Origin of the sequence: Streptomyces sp. (assembly GCF_031181555.1) — a bacterium.
Classification (GTDB): domain Bacteria; phylum Actinomycetota; class Actinomycetes; order Streptomycetales; family Streptomycetaceae; genus Streptomyces; species Streptomyces fimbriatus.
The window spans coordinates 1-20,665 of record NZ_JAPSKQ010000042.1; the positions used below are offsets into that span (position 1 = coordinate 1).

Annotated in this window: 3 protein-coding genes; all 3 read right to left on the reverse strand. The window is 75.4% G+C overall.

Annotated features, from left to right (window positions below; genetic code table 11):
- Positions 1 to 335, reverse strand: a 335-nt coding sequence (locus RIM90_RS11820) for a GNAT family N-acetyltransferase (protein WP_309060598.1), incomplete at its 3' end; no start/stop codon positions are given.
- Positions 336 to 437: 102 nt separating this feature from the next.
- Positions 438 to 641 carry an MbtH family NRPS accessory protein gene (locus tag RIM90_RS11825; RefSeq protein ID WP_309060599.1) on the reverse strand — a complete coding sequence of 68 codons (204 nt, stop codon included), beginning with the start codon at positions 639 to 641 and terminating at the stop codon, positions 438 to 440.
- A gap of 105 nt (positions 642 to 746) precedes the next feature.
- Positions 747 to 20,663: a non-ribosomal peptide synthase/polyketide synthase gene (locus RIM90_RS11830; RefSeq protein ID WP_309060600.1), complete on the reverse strand. Its 19,917-nt coding sequence runs from the start codon at positions 20,661 to 20,663 to the stop codon at positions 747 to 749.
- Positions 20,664 to 20,665: the final 2 nt, after the last annotated feature.

The following is a 20,665-nucleotide window of genomic DNA, read 5'->3' on the forward strand; positions in this document are numbered from 1 at the left end:
CCGCGGACCACTTCGGTGCCCAGGCCCCGGCCCCAGTACGGGGGTGCGAGGGCGGCGATCAGCTCGTGTCCGTCGACGTTGCCGGTCTTCTTCACCTCCGCGTGTCCGATGAAGGCGTCGTCCTGCCACAGTCCCCACACGTCGAACCGGCGCTTGGGGTAGACCTCGGTGAGGATGGCGCGGAACAGCGTGCGGATGTCCGCCTCGGGCACGCGTTCCTGGCCCATCCAGCGGCAGACCTCCTCGTCGCGCAGCAGCTCCACGAAGACGTCCTCGTCCTCGGGGCGGTAGGGGCGGAAGGTGAGTCGTTCGGTGTGCAGGACCGGTGTGGTCATGAGGGCTCCTCGGGACATGCGGGGAGGCGGGCGGAACCGGACCGGGGTGCGCGGCTGCGGGACGCACCCCGGCCCGGTCCTTCGTGGCTCCGCGCGAGCACGTCAGGCTTCGGCGTTCTCCATGCGCTCGCGCAGGCTGCGCGGACGCATGTCGGTCCAGACCTCGTCGACGTAGGCGGAGCACTCCGCCTCCGTGCCCTCCTTGCCGACGGGCTGCCAGCCGGCGGGCACCTCGATGTCGGCGGGCCACAGCGAGTACTGCTCCTCGTCGTTGCGCAGCACCTGGTAGCGGGTGTTCTCGTCCATGTCCGGCGGTCTCGCTCTCTCGGGTGGTGATCGGGTGGTGAAGGGGGCTGGGAAGGGGTTCGTGGTGCGTCTGCGGCGGTGGGGCGCGGGCCGCGGGGCGGGGTGTCACCGGCGGTCGCGGGCGTGGTGGGCGATGTGGCGCAGGGCCCGGGCGAAGTCCTCGGCGACGGCCCGCACGGTGTCGGTGGCGTGCAGGACGGGCCGGTGGTGCCAGGTGAAGGACAGCCGGCCGCCCTGCACCGCGCCGACGATCTCCAGCGGGTGGGAGCCGCTGTCGCGCGGGTCGTGGTGACGGCCGAACGAGCCGTGCTCGGCACGCACCAGGCCGTCGCCCGCCTTCTCGGGGCGGGCGTCCCACTGCCCGAGGTAGTTGAAGACGACCTGCCCGTGCGCGGCCCGGCCGAGCCGCTCGCGCACCTCGGGCGGGCCGAAGGTGCGCAGGGCGCCGAAGCCGAGGCCGTTGCCGGGGACGGCACGCAGCTGGCGGCGCACCGACTTCACCAGGGTCCGCCAGTCCCGGTCGGGGCTCAGGTCGGCGGGTTCGGGCACCTGGAGGGCGACCGGGTGGACGGTGGTGAACCAACCGACCGTGCGGGTCAGGTCCACGTCGTCGAGGACGTCCTCGCGGCCGTGTCCTTCCAGGTCCAGGCGGACCTCCTCGCGGCCGGTCCAGCGGGCCAGGGCCAGGGCGAGGGCGGCGAGCAGCACGTCGTTGACGCGGGTGCGGTAGGCGGTCGGCGCGGCGCGCAGCAGGGCCTCGGTGTCCGCCTCGTCCAGTTCGACGGTGAGTGTGCCGACGACATCCGTCCCGGGCCCGGCGGGTGTCTCGGCCGGCAGTGGTGCGGCGTTCACCGCTCGTTCCCAGTAGGGCAGTTCGTCGTCGAGGGCGCCGGACGCGACGTGCGCTTCGAGGCCTCGGGCCCAGTCGCGGAAGGATGTGGTGCGCTCTCCCGGCGTGACGGGTTCGCCCTGGGCGGCCTGGCGGTAGGCGACCTCCAGGTCGTCGCGCAGGATGCGCCAGGACACGGCGTCCACGACCAGGTGGTGGGCGACCAGGAGGAGGAAGGCGGGCCGGTCGGCGTCGCCGGTGAACAGGGCCGCCCGCAGCAGCGGGCCGCGCGCCAGGTCGAAGCCGGTGTGCAGGTCGTCGGCGGCCTTCTCCATCACCGCGTCGGCCTCGGTGGAGGTCAGTCCGCTCAGGTCGTGGCGGGTCAGGAGCCGGTCGCGGTCGGTGTCGGTCGTCGGCGGGTTGAACTGGTGCCAGCCGTCCTGGTCGGCGGTGAAGCGCATGCGCAGGGCGTCGTGGTGGTCGAGCAGGGCGTTCAGGGCCGTTTCCAGGGCGGTCGCGTCCACGTCGGCGGTGAGTTCCAGGAGCAGTGACTGGTTGAAGTGGTCGTGGTTGGCGCGCGGGCTGGTCAGGAACCACTCCTGGACGGGGGTGAGCGGCACGTCACCGGTCACCGGTTCGTCCCCGGAGTGCTGGGGGGCGTCGGTGACGACGTCGGCCAGCTCGGCGACCGTCTGGTGGGTGAAGAGGTCACGGGTGGTCAGGTGCAGCCCGTCGCGGCGCAGCCGGGAGACGACCTGCATGCTCAGGATGGAGTCGCCGCCGAGGTGGAAGAAGTTGTCGTGCGCGCCGACGTCGGCCACGCCGAGGACGTCGGCCCAGATGCGGGCGATGCGGTGTTCGGTGTCGGTGCGCGGTGGCGTGTGCGGCCCGGTGGCGGTGTGGGTGGGGCCGGGTTCGGGGAGGGCGCCCCGGTCGGTCTTGCCGTTCGGGGTGAGCGGCAGGTGGGCGAGCGGCACGAACGCCGACGGGATCATGTGCGGCGGGAGCAGCCCGGCGAGGTGGTCGCGCAGCTCCGGTACCGGCAGTTCCTCGGGGGTGCCCTCGGCGGGTACGACGTGGGCGACCAGCCGTCCGCCGGAGCGACCGTCCGGGTCGCTGCCGCCGCCGCGTACGGTGACCACCGCGTCGCGCACCCGCGGGCTGCGGCGCAGCGCGCTCTCGATCTCTCCGGGTTCGATGCGGAAGCCGCGCAGTTTGACCTGCTCGTCGGCGCGTCCGGCGAAGCGCAGTTCACCGTGGGAGTCCCAGCGGGCCAGGTCGCCGGTGCGGTACATGCGCTCTCCGGGCGCCCCGAACGGGTCGGCGACGAACCGGGCGGCGGTCAGGCCGGGCCGGTTCAGGTAGCCGCGGGCCAGTCCGGGTCCGGCCACGTACAGTTCGCCGGTGACGCCGGGCGGGACGGGCCGCAGCGCCGCGTCGAGGACGTGGACGCGGGTGGCGCCGGCCGGGCGTCCGATCGGCGGGGCGCCCGTGCCCGGGGCGAGCGGGCCGGTCCAGGTGGCGACGACGGTGGCCTCGGTCGGGCCGTACGAGTTGATCATCCGCCGGCCGGGGGCCCACCGTTCGACGAGGTGGGCCGGGCACGCCTCGGCGCCGACGATGAGGGTGCGCAGGTGCGGCAGGGCGCCGGCGGTCTCGGGGGCGACCGTGGCCAGGGCGGCCGGCGGGATCAGCGTGTGGCTGACGCGCCGCTCGGCGAGGACCTGGGCGAGCCGTTCGCCGACGAGAGGGCCTTCCTCCCCGGTGATCAGGGTGGCTCCGCTGAGCAGGGACACGCACAGCTCCAGCACCGAGGCGTCGAAGCTGGGCGAGGCGAACTGCAGCACCCGGTCGCCGGGGCCCGCGTCGTAGCGGCCGGCGGCGGCCGTGGCGAAGGCGGCCAGGCCGCGGTGCGTCACCGTCACGCCCTTCGGTGTGCCGGTGGAACCGGACGTGTAGATCACGTACGCCGGGTGGTCGGTGGTCAGCGCGGCCGTGCGGTCGGCGTCCGTGGGCGCGGTGTCGGGGCCGTCCGCGTCCCACACGGCGGCGAGGTCGTCCAGGACGAGCCAGGCGCCCGCGTCGCGCAGCATGAACGCGCGGCGCTGTTCGGGATAGTCCGGGTCGACGGGCAGGAAGGCGCCGCCGGCCTTGGCCACGGCGAGCTGCGCCACCACCGTCTCCGCGCTGCGGGGCAGGGCCAGCGCCACGATCCGCTCGGGTCCCACGCCCTGGGCGATGAGGCGGTGCGCCAGCCGGTTGGCGGCGCGTTCGACGTGCGCGTACGTCAGCTCGCGGCCGTCGGCGTCGGCCAGGGCGACGGCGCCGGGGGTGTGGGCGGCCTGCCTTTCGAACAGCTCGGGCAGGGTCGCCGCCGGGACCGGGCGGGCGGTGTCGCGTCCCTGGTCGAGGACGGCCTTGAGCGTTTCGTCGGTGGCGAGGGGCAGGGCGCCCAGGGGCCGGTCGGGGTCGTCGGCGACGGCGGTCAGGAGCGTGCCGAGCTGGTCGGCCATGCGCTCGGCGGTGGCCGGGTCGAACAGGTCGGTGTTGTAGGTGAGGACGCCGTGCAGTTCCCCGGTGCCGGTCTCGGCGAACTCCAGGGTGAGGTCGAACGCCGCGTGCCGCAGCTCGGTGTCGACGTCGGTGACCTCGATGCCGGGCAGGTCGAGGGCGGCGGCCGGGGCGTTCTGCAGCACCACCATGACCTGGAACAGGGGGGTGCGGCTGGTGTCGCGGACCGGCTGCACCGCGTCCACCACCTGCTCGAACGGCGCCTCCTGGTGGGCGAAGGCGTCCAGTACGGTCCCGCGCACCTCGCTGAGGAACTCGGGGAAGGGGCGGCCGGGTTCGACGCGGGAGCGCAGGACGAGGGTGTTGACGAAGAACCCGACGAGGTGCTGGGTCTCGGCGCGGTCCCGGCCGGAGGTGACCGTGCCGACGGCGATGTCCTCGCCGCCGGTCAGGCGGGCCAGGTAGGCCTGCGCGGCGGCGACCAGCGTGGTGAACAGGGTGGCCTGCCGGTCCCGGCCCACCCGGGCGAGGCGGCGGGTGGTGTCGCGGGGCAGGACGAGGCGCACGGTGGCGCCGTCGTGGGTGCGCACCGCCGGACGCGGCCGGTCGGTGGGCAGGTCCAGCGCCTCCAGGCCGGCCAGGTGCTCCTTCCAGTACGCGAGGTGGTCGTCCGTGCCGCGCCCGCGCTGCCAGTGGGCGTAGTCGGCGTACTGCACGGGCAGCGGCGGCAACTGGGCCTTTTCCACGCCGAGCTGAGCGCGATAGAAGTGGGCGAGGTCTCCGGTGAGCACTCCCGTGGACCAGCCGTCGGTGACGATGTGGTGCAGGGTCAGCGTCAGGACGTGCTCGTCGTCCGCGAGCCTGATCAGGCCCGTGTGCAGGAGCGGGCCGCGCCGCAGGTCGAAGGTGCGGGCGCGTTCGGCCTCCAGCAGTCCCGCCAGCCGGGTCGCGCGGTCGCTCTCCGCGAGCGCCGACAGGTCGTGCAGGGTCAGGGGCACCTCCCGCGTCGGGTGGACGATCTGCACACCGTGGCCGTCCACCGCGTCGAAGGTGGTGCGCAGCGCCTCGTGCCGCTCGACCAGGGCGCGCAGGGCCGCGGTGAGGGCGGGCACGTCCAGCCGGCCGCGCAGCCGCAGGGCCAGCGCGGTGACGTACTCGCCGCTGCCCGGCGCGAACTCCTCGAGGAACCACAGGCGTTGCTGGGCGTACGACATCGGGGCGGGCGTGTCACGGGTGACCGGGACGATCGCGGCGGGCGCGGCCTCACCGGAGCCGTCGGCGGTGAGCAGAGCGGCGAGGGCGGCGGGGGTGGGGTGGGTGAACACCGCACGCGGGGACAGGTCGGCGCCGAACGCCTCGGACAGGCGGGCGGCCAGCCGGATGCTGAGGATGGAGTCACCGCCCAGCTGGAAGAAGTCGTCCTCCACACCGGGGCACGGCACGCCGAGGACGTCGGCGAAGACGTCGGCGGTGCGCCGCTCGGCGTCGGTGCGCGGCTCGGCCGGGGCGTCCTGCCGGTCGCCGCCCGCGGGCTCCGGCGCCGGGAGCGCCGCCCGGTCGACCTTGCCGTTGCGGCTGAGCGGCAGCGCGGGCAGGGCGACGAACGCCGACGGGACGAGATAGTCGGGCAGCGTGCGGCGGGCGAACTCCCGCAGGGTTGCGGCGTCTTCGGTGCCGACCACGTAGGCCACCAGGCGACGGCTGCCGGGCCGGTCCTCGCGGGCCACCACCGTCACGTCCGTGACGCCGGGGTGCGCCGCCAGGGCCGCCTCCACCTCGCCGGGTTCGACGCGGAAGCCGCGGATCTTCACCTGGTCGTCGGCTCGGCCCAGGAACTCGACGGTGCCGTCGGGGCGGCGGCGGGCCAGGTCGCCGGTGCGGTACATGCGGGTGCCGGGCGGGCCGGCCGGGTCGGCGAGGAAGCGGGCCGCGGTGTCGCCGGGACGGCCCAGGTAGCCGCGTGCCACGCCTTCGCCCGCGATGTACAGCTCGCCGGCACAGCCCGGCGGTACGGGCCGCAGCCGGCCGTCGAGGACGTGCACGCGCAGGTCGTCGAGCGGGTGGCCGATGGGCACGGTGTCGGGGACGGCACGCGCGTCGGCGAGCGCGAAGGACGTCGCGAACGTCGTCGTCTCGGTGGGGCCGTAGCCGTCCACGACGGTCAGGCCGGGGCAGGCGGCCAGGACACGGCGCACGGCCGCGGCGGGTACGACGTCACCGCCGGTCCACACCTGGCGCAGATCGGTGAAGCAGTCCGGCGCGTCCTGCGCCAGCAGCCGGAAGAGGCCGGCGGTCAGCCACAGCACGCTCAGGCCACCGTCGCGGACCAGCTGCCGCAGCAGTGCCGCGTCCAGCGGCCGCGGGGGCGCCACGACGACACAGCCGCCGGTGAGCAGGGGCGCCCACACCTCGAAGGTGGCGGCGTCGAAGGCCACCGGGGAGTGCAGCAGCACCCGGTCGCACACGCCGCCGGTGAAGCGGCTGTCGGTGGCGAGGGCGGCCACGTCACGGTGGCGTACCGCGACCGCCTTCGGTTCGCCGGTCGATCCGGACGTGAACATCACGTACGCGAGTCGGTCGGGGTCCGCGGGGGCGGCCGTGGGCGCGCCCGGCACGGGGGTGCGCGCGGCGGCGACGTCCGCGGCGGTCAGCTCGGCCGTCGCGCCCGCCCGTTCGGTCAGGGTGCGCCGCCGGTCCTCGGGGGCGTGGGCGTCCACCGGGACGTAGGCGCCGCCCGCCTTGAGGACGGCGAGCTGGGCGACGACGAGTTCGGCACAGCGGTCCATCGACAGCGCCACCCGGTCCTCGACGCACAGGCCGTCGGCGAGGAGCCGGGAGGCCACGGCGTCGGACCAGTCGTTCAGGTGGCGGTACGTCAGCTCGGTGTCGCCGTCGCGCAGCGCGGGCGCGTCGGGGGTGCGGCGGGCCTGCTCGGCGAAGAGTTCGACGGGGCTGTGCGGTGCCGTCGGCCGGGCGGTGGTGTTCCACCGCTCCAGCAGGGCGTGGTCGTCCCCGGTCAGCGGCTCCAGGCCGGTCACGTCCGCGTCGGCCTCGATGGCGTCGGTGAGGGCGCGCAGGACGGTCGCGAGCCGGTCGGTGAGGCGTTCGGCCGTGTCCGCGTCGAACAGGGTGGCGTCGTAGGCGAGGTCGATGCCGAGGCGGTCGCCGAGGTGGGCGCGCAGGCACAGCGGGAAGGTCGGCGCGTCGTCGGCGCGTACCTCCTCCACCCGCACGCCCGTGCGGGCGGTGGCGGATTCGTCGACGGGGTAGTTCTCGAACACCACCATGCTGTCGAACAGCGACTCACCGGCCGGGACCTCGCTCAGCGCCTGGATGCGCGGCAGGGCGAGGAAGTCGTGGCGGCGGGCGTCGCTCTGCCGCTCCTGCACCTCCCGCAGCCAGGACGCCGCTCCCCCGCCCGTCACCCGGACACGGGTGGGCACGGTGTTGATGAACATGCCGATCATCGACTCCACGCCGGGCAGTTCGGCCGGGCGCCCGGAGACGGTGGTGCCGAACACGACGTCCTCGCGGCCGGCGTGGCGGGCCAGCAGCAGCGCCCAGGCGCCCTCGATCACGGTGTTCACCGTGAGCCCGGCCCGGGCCGCCGTCTGCCGCAGCCGCGCCGAGAGGTGCTCGTCCAGCTGCCGGTGCGCCACGGCGGCGGCGCGGGCGCGGTGCCGCTCGGCCGGTGTGCGGTCGTACGGCAGCGGGGTGCGGGCCGGGAAGCCGGCGAGGAGGCCGGACCAGTGGGCCTCGGCCGCGTCCTCGTCCTGGTCGCGCAGCCAGCGCAGGAAGTCGGCGAACGGGCGCCGGACCGGCGCGAGGGCTTCACGGCCGCCGGTGAGCGCGGCGTAGCGCTCGCACACCTCGGTGAGGAGCTGGCCGGTGCTCCAGCCGTCCAGGATCAGGTGGTGGGAGGACCACAGCAGCAGGATCTCGTCGCCGGGCAGCGCGGCCAGGGTGATGCGGGTGAGGGGTGCGGTGGTCAGGTCCATGCCCGCCGCGCGGTCGGCGGCCAGCAGTTCCTCGGTTTCCCGCTCGCGCCGCTCGGGCGTCAGGTGCCGCCAGTCGAGGTGGGTGACGGGCAGTTCCACGCGCCGGTGCACGACCTGGACGGGGTGCGGCAGGCCCTGCCAGTGGACGCTGGTGCGCAGGGCCTCGGTGCGGTCGGCGACCTGCTGCCAGGCGGCGGCGAGGGCCCGCGGGTCGGTCACCCCGGACAGCCGTACGGCCACCCGGTCGAAGTAGGCGCCCGCCGTGTCCACCAAGCCGTGGAAGAGCATGCCGGCCTGGAGGGGCGTCAGGGGCAGGACGTCCGCGACGTGCCGGCCGTCGCCCACGAGGCGGTCCAGCTCCGGCTGGCCGAGTCCGGCGAGCGGGAAGTCCGACGGGGTGCGGCCGCCCGCGTCCGGGCGGGCGCAGTGGGCCGCGATCTCGCGCAGCGCCGCGCACATCTCCTCGGCGAGCGCGCGGACGGTGGACTCGTCGTAGACGGCCGGCGGGTAGGTCCAGCCGAGTTCGAGCCGGCCGTCCTGGACCACGCCGGTGATGTCCAGCAGGTAGGGCCGGGGGGCGTCGGGGTCGGTGTCGGAGCCGACCGGGGGCAGGGCGGCGCCGTACAGGCCGCTGCCGCCGCCGTCGGCGTCCCACTGGCCGTGGTAGTTGAAGCCGACCTGCGGTGCCGGGGCCCCGCCCAGCGGGCTGTCGGGCAGGAGGTGGCGCAGCGCGCCGTGGCTCAGGCCGTGCAGGGGCACCGCGCGCAACTGCTCCTTGACCGAGCGCAAGGTGTCGTGCCAGCCGGCGTCGGGGGCGACGTTCAGCGCGAGGGGGAACTCGGCGGTGAACCAGCCGACCGTTCGGGACAGGTCCACGTCGTCGAAGAGGTCCTCGCGGCCGTGGCCCTCCACGCCGACCAGCACGCTCGCACGCCCGCACCAGCGGGCCAGGGTGCGGCCGAGGGCGCTGAGCAGGACGTCGTTGACCTGGGTGCGGTAGACCTCCGGGACCTGGCGCAGCAGGGCCTGGGTCGTCTCCGGCTCCAGTTCCACGGTGACGGTGGCGGCGGTGCCGTGGGTGTTGGGGCCGGGCCGGCCGGCGGGCAGGTCGGCAGGAGCCTCCGTGGTGTGCCGCCAGTGGTCGAGGTCGCCGTCCAGGGCGCCGGAGCGGGTGTGCGCCTCCAGCCGGGCCGCCCAGTGGCCGTACGCGGTGGTGGCCGGGGGCAGGTCGACGGGGTGCCCGGTCGCGGCCTGTCGGTGGGCGGTCTCCAGGTCGGCCAGCAGGATCCGCCAGGAGACGCCGTCGATCACCAAGTGGTGGACGGTGAACAGCAGTTGTGCGGGCAGGTGCGGACCGCGGTCGAAGATCAGGACGCGCACCACCCGGCCCTCGGCCGGGTCGAGGGAGGAGCGGGCGTCGTCCGCGAGGCGGGCGGCCTCGGTCTCCAGGGCGGGGCCGTCGAGGCCGCCGGCGTCGTGGTGGGTGACGATGCCGTCCGGGATCTCGGGCAGGATCTCCTGACGCCAGCCGTCCTCGGTGCGGCGGAAGCGGGTGCGCAGGGCCGGGTGGTGGCGTACGAGGGCGTCCACGGCGGTGCGCAGCGCGGACAGGTCGGTTCCGGGGGCCAGTTCGAGGCGCTGCGACATGGTGAAGCGCAGCGGGTCACCGGGGCGGCGGCCGTCGAGGTACCAGCGCTGGATGGGCGTCAGCGGTGCCTCGGCGGGCACGGCCTCCTGCGCCGCGGCCGGCGCCGTCTCGGTGACCCGCAGGGCGAGTTCGGCGACGGTCTGGTGGCGGAAGACGTCCTTGGTGGTCAGCGCCAGTCCGGCCTGGCGGGCCCGGGAGACGATCTGGATGCTGAGGATGGAGTCGCCGCCGAGCGCGAAGAAGTTGTCCCGCGCGCCCACCCGTTCGACCCGCAGGACGTCCGCCCAGATCACGGCCAGCGTCTCCTCGGTGCCGGGGCGGGGTGCCACGTACGTCGTGGCGGGGTCGGGCTGCGCGGGCGGGGCGGGCAGGGCACGCCGGTCGGTCTTGCCGCTGGTGGTGCGCGGGATCCGGGCCAGCGGCACGAACGCCGCCGGCACCATGTGGTCCGGCAGGGTGCGCCGCAGCGCGAGGCGCAGCTCGTCGGCGGTCGGGGCGGTGTCCCCGGCGGGCACCAGGTAGGCCACGAGCATCAGCCGGCCCGCGTGCTCGCGTGCCGTCACGACGGCCTCGGTCACCTCCGGGTGGGCGAGCAGCGCGGCCTCGACCTCGCCGGGTTCGATGCGGAACCCGCGGATCTTGATCTGCTCGTCGGCGCGGCCCAGGAACTCCAGCAGTCCCCGCTCGTCCCAGCGGGCGCGGTCGCCGGTGCGGTACATCCGCTCCCCCGGCGCGCCGAACGGGTCGGCGAGGAAGCGGGCCGCGGTCAGGCCGGGGCGGTTCAGGTAGCCGCGGGCCACCTGGGCACCGGCGAGGTACAGCTCACCCGGCGTGCCGGGCGGCACCGGACGCAGGGCGCCGTCGAGGACGTAGGCGCGCAGGTTACGGCCGGGCCGTCCGATGACCGGCCGGTCGGGGCGGTCGGTGACGCGCCCGTAGGTGGCGTCGACGGTGCACTCGGTGGGGCCGTACATGTTGTACGCGGTGACGTCGAGTCCTTCGGCGGCGCACAGTTCCCGCCAGGTGTCCGGGCCCGTCGCCTCACCGCCGACCAGCAGGACGCGCGGGTGGTGGCGGCCGGGTGCGAGGAGTCCGGCGGCGATGAGTTCGCGCAGGAAGAGCGGGGTGACGTTGACCAGGTCCAGACGGCGTTCGGTGATCTGCGCGCAGAACGCCTCGGGGTCGAGGCGTACGTCCTCGTCGACGAGGTGGACCTCCTGGCCGAGGGCGAGCAGCAGCGGGCCCTCCCACGAGGTGTCGAAGGAGAACGAGGCGCTGAGCGCGGCGCGCAACCGCCGCCCGTCCGCGGTGTGCGGGGCGACGAGCCCCTCACGGTGGTCGTGGACGAGGTTCACCAGGTGGCGGTGTTCCACGACGACGCCCTTGGGGCGGCCGGTGGAGCCGGAGGTGTAGACGATGTAGGCGGCGTGGTCCGGGCGCAACGGGGCCGGGCGGTCGCGGTCGGTGGGGTCGTGGGCGGGCAGTCGGTCCCACGGCGTGTCGCGCAGCGTGCCGGTGGTCAGCACGGTGTGCGGGGCCGCGTCCGCGAGGAGACCGGCGAGGCGTTCCTCGGGGAGGTCCGGCTCCAGGCACAGCAGGGTGCCACCCGCCTTGGCGACGGCGAGGACGGCCACCATCAGGTCGGAGGTGCGCGGCAGCCGTACGGCGACCACTCGCTCAGGGCCGACGCCCTGGGCCAGCAGGTGGTGGGCGAGGCGGTTGGCGCGCTCGTTCAGGGCGGCGAAGGTGAGCGTGGCGTCCCGGGCCACCAGGGCGGTGACGTGCGGGGTGCGGGCCGCCTGCGCCTCGAACAGGGCGGGGAAGGTGGCCTCCGGGACCGTGAGCCGCGGTCCCTGCCAGTCGTGCAGCACGCGCCACTGCTCGTCGGCGGTCATCAGGTCCAGCGCTCGTACGTCCCGGTGGGGATCCCGCGCCGCCGCCTCCAGCAGGAGACGCAACCGGGCGGCCAGCCTCCGGATGGTGTCCTCGTCGAACAGGCCGGTGTTGTACTCCAGGTGGCCGGTGACACCGCCGTCGCCCTCGACGAAGTCGAAGGCCAGGTCGAACGTGGCGTGCCGGACCGGCGGCAGGACCGGTTCGACGTCCAGGCCCGGCAGCGCGGGAGCCTCGGCGCCCAGGTTGTGCAGGGCGACCATGACCTGGAACAGGGGGGTGCGGCTGGTGTCCCGTTCGGGCTGGAGGGCATCCACCAGCCGCTCGAAGGGCACGTCCTGGTGGGCGAACGCGTCCAGGACGGTGCCGCGCACCTCTTCCAGCAGGGCGTGGAACGACATGCCGGGGCGCACCCGGTTGCGCAGCACGAGGGTGTTCACGAACATGCCGACCACGTCGTGCAGTTCGGGACGCTCGCGGCCGGCGGTGACGGTGCCGACGGCGAAGTCGTCCTGGTCGGCCCAGCGGGACAGCAGGACCGTGCACGCGGTCAGCAGCGTCATGTACAGGGTGGCGTCGGCCTCCCGGCCGCGTTCGCGCAGCCGGTCGGTCAGTTCGACGGGCAGGTCGAAGGAGACGAGCGCGCCGTCCCGGGTGCGGACGGCGGGGCGCGGCCGGTCGGTCGGCAGCTCCAGCAGCGGCACTCCGTCCAGCTTCTCGCGCCAGTGTGCGAGTTGGCGCTCGGTCTGTTCGGTGCGGGCGCGCTGCCAGGCGACATGGTCGGCGTACCGGACGGGCAGTTCGGGCAGTTCGGGGCGGCGGCCTTCGCGGGCCGCCGCGTACAGCTCGCCCAGGTCCCGGCCGAGGACGCCGAGCGACCAGCCGTCGGTCACCATGTGGTGGACGGCGAGGGCCAGCACGTGCTCGTCGGCCGCCGTGCGGGCCAGCCGGGCACGCAGCAGCGGCCCGGCCGCCAGGTCGAAGGGCGTGGCCGCCTCGCGCTCCAGCAGCGCTTCCAGCGCCGCCCGCGGGTCCGGGGCGGTGGTGAGGTCGTCCACGGGCAGGCCGACCGGGCGCGGTGGGTGCACCCATTGCCACGCCTGGCCGTCCTGTTCGGCGAACGTGGTGCGCAGCATCTCGTGTCGGGCGACCAGGCCGTCCAGGGCGGTACGCAGGGCATGCTCGTCGAGCGGGCCGCGCAGGCGCAGCACGGACAGCGTCGTGTACTCGGTGCTGCCGGGCTCGAACCGGTCGAGGAACCACAGGCGCTGCTGGGCGTGCGACAGCGGCGCCGGGGTCTGCGGGTCGGCCGCCGGTATCGCGTCGGCCTGGGGGGCGGGCGCGTCGCCGGCCGGTTCGCCCAGCTCGGCGGCGAGCGCGCGGACCGTGCGGCGGGTGAACAGCAGTCCCGGGGAGACGTCGGGGCCGAACGCGGCGCGCAGCCGGGCGGTGACCCGGACGGCGAGGATGGAGTCGCCGCCGAGCGCGAAGAAGTCGTCCCCGGAGTGCACCTCCTCGACCCCGAGCACGTCCGCCCAGGCGGCGGCGACCGCCCGTTCGGCGGGCGTGCGCGGCGGTGTCCGGTCGGTGTCGGCGGCGTAGCCGTCCGTCGTCGGCGCGGGCAGGGCGCGCCGGTCGAGCTTGCCGTTGACGGTGAGCGGCAGCGTGTCCATCGGCACGTAGGCGGCGGGCACCATGTGGGCGGGCAGCAGCCGCTCCAGATGGGCGCGCAGCTCGGCCGCCGAGGGGGCCGCGCCGCCGGAGCCGACGACGTGCGCGACGAGCCGGCGGGTGCCGGAGGCGTCCTCGAACACGCCGACCGCGGCGTCGGCGACGCCCGGGTGGGTGTGCAGGGCCGCCTCGATCTCGCCGGGCTCGATGCGGTAGCCGCGGATCTTCACCTGGGCGTCCGCGCGGCCCAGGTACTCCAGGGTGCCGTCGGGACGCCACTTCGCGCGGTCGCCGGTGCGGTACATGCGGCTGCCGGCCGGGCCGAACGGGTCGGCAAGGAAACGGGTGGCGGTGAGGCCGGGGCGGCCCAGGTAGCCGCGGGCCAGGCCCTCCCCCGCCACGTACAGTTCACCGGTCGCGCCGGGTGGCACGGGTGCCAGGTCCGCGTCGAGCACGTACACCCGCAGGTCGGGGATGGCCACGCCGATCGGGCTGGCGGGGCCGCTCGCGGCGGTGACGGGGTCGAGCGGGGCGTGGGTGACGTGCACGGTGGTCTCGGTGATGCCGTACATGTTGACCAGGCGGGGGGCGCCGGCCGGGTGGCGGGCCCACCAGTCGGCGAGCCGGCCGACGTCCAGGGCCTCGCCGCCGAAGATCACCGTGCGCAGCGCGAGGCGGGCGCCGGTCTCGGGGTGTTCGGCGTCCGCGCGGATGAGCGGGTAGAACGCGGACGGCGTCTGGTTGAGGACGGTGACCCGCTCGTCGGCCAGCAGCCGCAGGAAGTCCTCCGGGGAGCGGGCGGTCTCCTCGGGCACGACGACGAGCCGGCCGCCGTGCAGCAGCGGGCCCCACAGTTCCCACACGGAGAAGTCGAACGCGTAGGAGTGGAACAGCGTCCACACATCGTCCGGGCCGAAGTCGAACCACTGGCTCGTGCGAGTGAACAGCCGCACCACGTTGGCGTGCGGGATCACCACGCCCTTGGGGCGGCCGGTGGAGCCGGAGGTGTAGATGGCGTACGCGGGGCTCTCGGGCAGCGGTCGGCGAGCCTGGGCGGGGCCGGTGGCAGGGCGGCGGGCGAGGTCGGCCTCGGTGTCCGGGTCGTCGAGGAGGAGGACGGGCACACGCGTGCCGTCGACCCGGGCCGCGGTGGTGGTCACCAGGGTCACCGCGGCGGCGTCGGCGAGGAGGTGGGTGATGCGTTCGGCAGGCGAGTTCGGGTCGATCGGCAGGTAGGCCGCGCCGGTCTTCAGCACGGCCAGGACGGCGACGACCTGGTCGGTGGAGCGGGGCAGGGCGAGGGCGACGAACCGTTCGGGCGCGGCGCCGAGTTCGGCGAGGAGGTGGGCGAGGCGGCCGGCGCGGGCGTCGAGGGCCGCGTAGTCCAGGTGCTCGGTTCCGTGGGTGACGGCGACGGCATCGGGTGTGCGGGCGGCCTGCGCCTCGAACAGGTCCACCAGCGTCTCGGCGGGACGGCCGTGTGCGGTGCCGTTCCAGTCGGTGAGGATCCGGCGCCGCTCCTCGGCCGTCGTCCATGCCAGGGCGCGCAGCGGCCGGTCGGGGCCGTCGGCCAGTTCGGTGAGCAGCAGGCACAGTCGGCCGGCGAGCGCGCGGACGGTCGTGGCGTCGAACAGGGCCGGATCGTAGGCGAGGTCGAAGCCGAGGCGTTCGCCGTGGTAGGCGCGCAGGACGAGGGGGTAGTTGGTGGCGTCGCGGGAGGTCACGTCGGCCAGGCGGACCCCGGAACCGGCCGCGCGGGCCTCGTCGAAGGGGTAGTTCTCGAAGGCGACCATGCTGTGGAAGAGCGGGCTGCCGGACGGCACGTCGCTCAGCTGGGTCACCTCCGCCAGCGACACGGCCGCGAACCGCCGCGACTCGGCCTGGGCGTCCTGGAGTTCGCGCAGCCACGCGCCGGCCGTCCGGGCGGGATCGACGCGGACGCGGGTGGGCACGGTGTTGATGAACATGCCGACCATCGACTCGACGCCGGGCAGGTCGTCGGGCCGGCCGGAGACGGTGGTGCCGAACACCACGTCGTCCTGGGCGGCGTAACGGGCCAGCAGCAGCGCCCAGGCGCCCTGCACGACCGTGTTGAGGGTGAGTCCGGCCTCGCGGGCGGTGCGCGCGAGACGGGCCGACGCCTCCTCGTCCAGGCCGGCCGTGTGCACGTCCGCGGAGCGGGCCTGGTGGGCGTCGCGCAGGGGGCGGTCGGCGGGCAGCGGGACGGGCTCGGCGAAGCCGGCGAGGACGCCCTGCCAGTGGGCGCGCGCGGCGTCGGGGTCCTGTTCGGCGAGCCAGCGCACGTAGTCGCCGAAGGGGCGCCGCAGCGGCGGCCGGGGCTCGGCGCCGGAGGTGAGCGCGGCGTACTCCTCGCACACCTCGGTCAGCACCTGGGCCAGGCTCCAGCCGTCCAGTATCAGGTGGTGGGAGGTCCACAGCAGGTGCAGCCGCGCATCGGGCAGCCGGACCAGGGTCAGTCGCATCAGCGGGGCGGCGGCGAGGTCGATGCCACGGGCCAGGTCGTCGGCGCGCAGCCGGGCCAGGCGCTCGGCGCGCTCGGCCTCGTCCAGGTCGCGCCAGTCGAGGTGGGTCACCGGCATGCGTACGTCGCGGCGCACGACCTGGAGGGGCACCGGTACGTCCTCCCAGACGACGCAGGTGCGCAGGGCGGGTGTGCGGTCGGTGACGCGCTGCCAGGCGACGGCGAAGGCGTGCGGGTCGGCGACGCCCTCCAGCAGCAGTCCGGCCTGGTCGACGTAGACGTCGTCGGGGCCGCCGACCAGCCGGTGGAAGAGCATGCCCTCCTGGAGGGGGGTCAGCGGCAGGACGTCCTCCACGTCCCGCCCGTCACCGACCAGCCGGTCCAGGCGCTCCTGGTCGAGGCGGGCCAGCGGGAAGTCGGACGGGGTGCGCCCGCCGGCACCGGGGCGGGCACAGTGCTCGGTGATGGCGGCGAGCGCGCGGGTCATGGCGTCGGCGAGGGCGCGGACGGTGTCCTCGTCGTGCACCTGGTCGCTGTAGTGCCAGGTGATCTCCAGTTCGCCGCCGGTGACGACGGCGGAGACGTCCAGCAGGTGGTCCAGCGGCTCGTCGGGGGCGATGTCGCGGCCGGGGGCCTCGCCCGCCGGGACGAAGTCCCCGCCGTCGCCGGGCTCCCACTGGCCGTGGTAGTTGAAGCTGATCTGCGGCAGGGGCACGTCCCGCAGGGCGCGGGCGGCCGGGTCGGGCGAGCCGAGGCGGGCCAGGGCCTCGTGGCTCAGGCCGTGCCGGGGGACGGCCCGCAGCCGCTCCTTGACGGCCTTGAGGGTGGCGCCCCAGTCGGGTGCCTCGGCCGCTCCGGCGGGCGCGAGGGTGACGGGGTACTGGGCGGTGAACCAGCCCACCGTGCGGGACAGGTCCAGCGTGTCGTCCTCGCGGCCGTGGCCTTCCAGCAGGACGGTGACCCGCTCGGTGCCCGACCAGTCGGCGAGGACCCGGCTCAGCGCGCCGAGGAGCACGTCGTTGACCTGGGTGCGGTAGACCGCGGGCACGTGGCGCAGCAGGGCCTCGGTGGTGGCGCGGTCCACGCGGGTGCCGAGGGTGCGGACCGAGCCGGCGAGCGGGGTGCCGGGGCGGTCCACGGGCAGCGGGGTGCGGGGCCGGGCGGCCTCGGCCGCCCAGTGCGGCAGGTCGGCGTCGAGGTCGCCGGCGCGCACCCGGCGCGAGAGGTGTGCGGCCCAGTCGGTGAACGGCGTGGGCACGGGCTCCAGCCGGACCGTCTCGCCCCGGGCCGCCTGCCGGTAAGCCTCGGCGAGGTCGGCGAGGAGGATCCGCCAGGAGACGCTGTCCACCGCCAAGTGGTGGGCGGTGACGAAGAGTTGCGGTCGCTCGCCAGGGCGGGACAGCAGGGCGGCGCGCAGCAGGGCGCCGGTCTCCGGGTCGAGGGCGGCGCGGGCGGCCTCGGCGGCCTGTTCGCGGGCGGCCGTCGGGTCGGCGGCGCGGGAGAGGTCGTGGCGGGTGAGCAGGCCGGTGGCCGGGCCCTCGCCGGGGTGCTGGCGCCAGGTGTCCCCCGAGCGGGCGAACCGGGTGCGCAGCGCCGGGTGGTGGGCGGCCAGGGCCTCCAGGGCGCGCTCCAGCGCCGGCTCGTTCAGGTCGTGCGGCAGGTCCAGCAGCATGGACATGCTGAAGTGGCGCAGCGGGCCGTGCGTGGCGAAGAACCACTCCTGGACCGGCGTCAGCGGTGCCGGGCCCTGTTCGGCCGGCCGCCGGGGCGCGGGTACCTCGGCGGTGCGCACGGACGCGGCGGCGGCGAGGTCGGCGACGGTCTGGTGGCGGAAGACGTCCCGCGAGGTCAGGTGCAGGCCGGCCGCGCGGGCGCGGGAGACGGCCTGGATGCTGAGGATGGAGTCGCCGCCCAGCTCGAAGAAGTTGTCCGTCACGCCGACCCGGCGCGCACCCAGCACCTCGGCCCAGATACGGGCCAGGGTCTCCTCCTCGGGGGTGCGCGGGGCGACGAACTCCCGCTCGCGCTCGCCGCCCTCGAAGTCGGGGGCGGGCAGGGCGCGCCGGTCGACCTTGCCGCTGACGGTCATCGGCAGGGCGTCGAGCACGGTGAAGGAGGACGGCACCATGTGGTCGGGCAGCACCCGCCGCAGGGCCGCCCGCACCTCCCCCGCGGCGAGCCGCGCGTCACGGGCGGCGGGAACGAGGTAGGCGGCGAGCCGGAGGTGGCCGCGCGGGTCGGTGACGGCGACGACCGCGGCGGCGGCGACCTCGGGCAGGTCGGTGAGGGCCGCCTCGACCTCGCCGGGCTCGATGCGGTGGCCGCGCACCTTGACCTGGTCGTCGGCGCGCCCCAGGTAGTCCAGGCGTCCGTCGGCGGTCCAGCGGGCCAGGTCGCCGGTGCGGTACATGCGGGCGCCGGGCGGGCCGAACGGGTCGGGCAGGAACCGCGCGGCCGTCAGTCCCGGCCGGCCGCTGTAACCGCGCGCCAGCTGCACACCGGCCAGGTACAGCTCGCCGCCGACACCGGGCGGCACGGGCTGGAGCCGGTCGTCGAGGACGTAGGCACGCACGTTGGCCAGCGGCCGTCCCACGGTCGGGCGGCCGTCGCCCTCGATACGGCAGGCCAGCGCGTCGACCGTGCACTCGGTGGGCCCGTAGAAGTTGTACGCGGCCACGTCCCGCCGCGCCGCCAGCTCCCGCCACAGGGCGGGACCGACGGCTTCGCCGCCGAGCATGAGCACGCGCGGGTGGTGGCGCGGGTCGTCGAGCAGTCCGGCGGGCAGCAGCTGGCGCAGGTAGGTGGGGGTCAGGTCGAGGAAGTCGATGCGGTGCCGGACGACGTACTCGACCAGCGCGGCGGCGTCCAGCCGGGTCGTCTCGTCGACCAGGTGCAGCGGGTGGCCGTCGGCCATCAGCAGCACGCCCTCCAGCGAGGTGTCGAAGGAGAACGACGCCGTCAGCGCCACCCTCAGCGGGCCGCCGCCCGCCTCGGCGACGAAGCCCTCGCGGTGGCCCGCCAGGAGGTTCGCCGCGGCACGGTGCGTCACCGCCACGCCCTTGGGGCGGCCGGTGGAGCCGGAGGTGTAGATGACGTAGGCGGTGGTGTCGGGGTCGGGCGGGGCGAGCGGGCCACCGGTGGTGTCGCCGGCCTCTCGCAGCGCGGCCTCGTCCAGCACCAGCGCGGGCCGCGCGTCCTCCAGCAGGAACCGCACCCGGTCCTCGGGCAGCGCGGGGTCCAGGGGCAGGTAGCCGGCGCCGGCCTTCCAGACGGCGAGGATCGCCACGATCATGTCGGCGGTGCGCGGCAGTCTGAGCGCGACCAGGCGCTCGGGTCCCGCGCCACGCGCCACCAGGTGACGGGCCAGGCGGTCGGCGCGTGCGTCGAGCGTCGCGTAGTCCAGGCGGACGTCCCCGGCGACGAGGGCGGTGGCGTGCGGGGTGCGTGCCGCCTGCCGGGCGAACAGCTCGGGCAGGGTCTCCTCGGACACGGGGCGCGCCGTGGCGTTCCAGTCCTCTGTCACCTGCCGCTGCCGCTCGGGTGAGAGCAGGGGCAGGGCACCGAGCGGCCGGTCGGGTTCGGCGGCGGCGCCGTCCAGCGTGCGCAGCAGCTGGTCCGCCATGCGCTCGGCGGTGGCCGCATCGAACAGGTCGGTGCGGTACTCCAGCAGGCCGGTCAGCCCTTCTCCGTCCGGGACGAACTCCACGCTCAGGTCGAACGTGGCGGCCCGCCGGGGCACGGCGACCGGGGAGGCGGCCAGGCCGTGCAGGCCGGGCGCGGCGGGCGGCGCGGGGTGCAGCAGGACCATCACGTCGAACAGGGGGTTACGGCCCGCCTCACGGGTCGCGCCGACGGCCTCCACCAGCCGCTCGAACGGCGTGTCGCCGTGGGCGAAGGCGTCGTTGACGGTGTCCGCGGCAGCGGCGAGCAGGTCACGGAAGGAACCACTCGTCTCGACGCGGGTGCGCAGCACGACGGTGTTGACGAAGAACCCGACGGCCCGCTCCAGGTCGGTGCGCCCGCGTCCGGGGGTGAGCGAGCCGACCGTGATGTCGTCCTGCCCGGACCAACGCGCCAGCAGGGTCTGGCAGGTGGCGACCAGGGCGGTGAACAGCGTGGTGCGCTGCTCGGCCGCCAGGTTCCGCAACCGCTGCGTGGTGGCGGCGGGGACGGTGAAGGTGTGCACCGCGCCGGCGCCGGACTCCTCGCCGCGCCGCGGCCGGTCCAGCGGCAGCTCGGGCGCCACCGCTCCGGACAATTTCTCCTTCCAGTACGCCAGTTGACGATCCAGCCGGGGACCGGACAGCTGCTCGCGCTGCCAGACGGCGAAATCCGGGTACTGCGTGGCCACCGGCGGCATCACGGGCCGCGCGCCCTGGACGAGGGCGTCGTAGGCGGTGCACAGCTCCTCCAGCAGTACGCCCATCGACCAGCCGTCGGTGATGATGTGATGGGCCGTCAGGAGCAGGACGTGCGCGTCGGGTGCCTCCCGCAGCAGCAGGGCGCGCAGCAGCGGCCCGGCTTCCAGATCGAAGGGGCGCTCGTACTCGGCCAGTAAGGCCGCGTCCAAGTCCGTCTCGGCCTCGCGCGGGGCGGCCGTCAGGTCCCGGACGGGCAGCGGGAGCGGCCCGGCGGGACGCACGGTCTGCGCGGGGGTGCCGTCGGTCTCCTGGAACGTGGTGCGCAGGGCCTCGTGCCGCGCCACCACGTGCTCCAGCGCGGCGGACAGGGCGGTGTGGTCGAGGGCGCCGGTGAGGCGCAGCGCGACGGCGCTGTTGTAGCGCGGGTCGCCGGGGCGCAGCCGGTCCAGGAACCACAGGCGCTGCTGGGCGAAGGACAGCGGCAGCGGCCGGGTGCGGTCGGCGCGCGGGATGGCCTGCCGGGCGGCGGTACCGGGGGTGCCGGCGGCTCGTCCGGCCAGCCGGCGGCGGAGTACTTCCTGGAGGTCCTGCGGCAGGGCCTCGGCACGGTTTCGCTTCGAAGACGTCATGG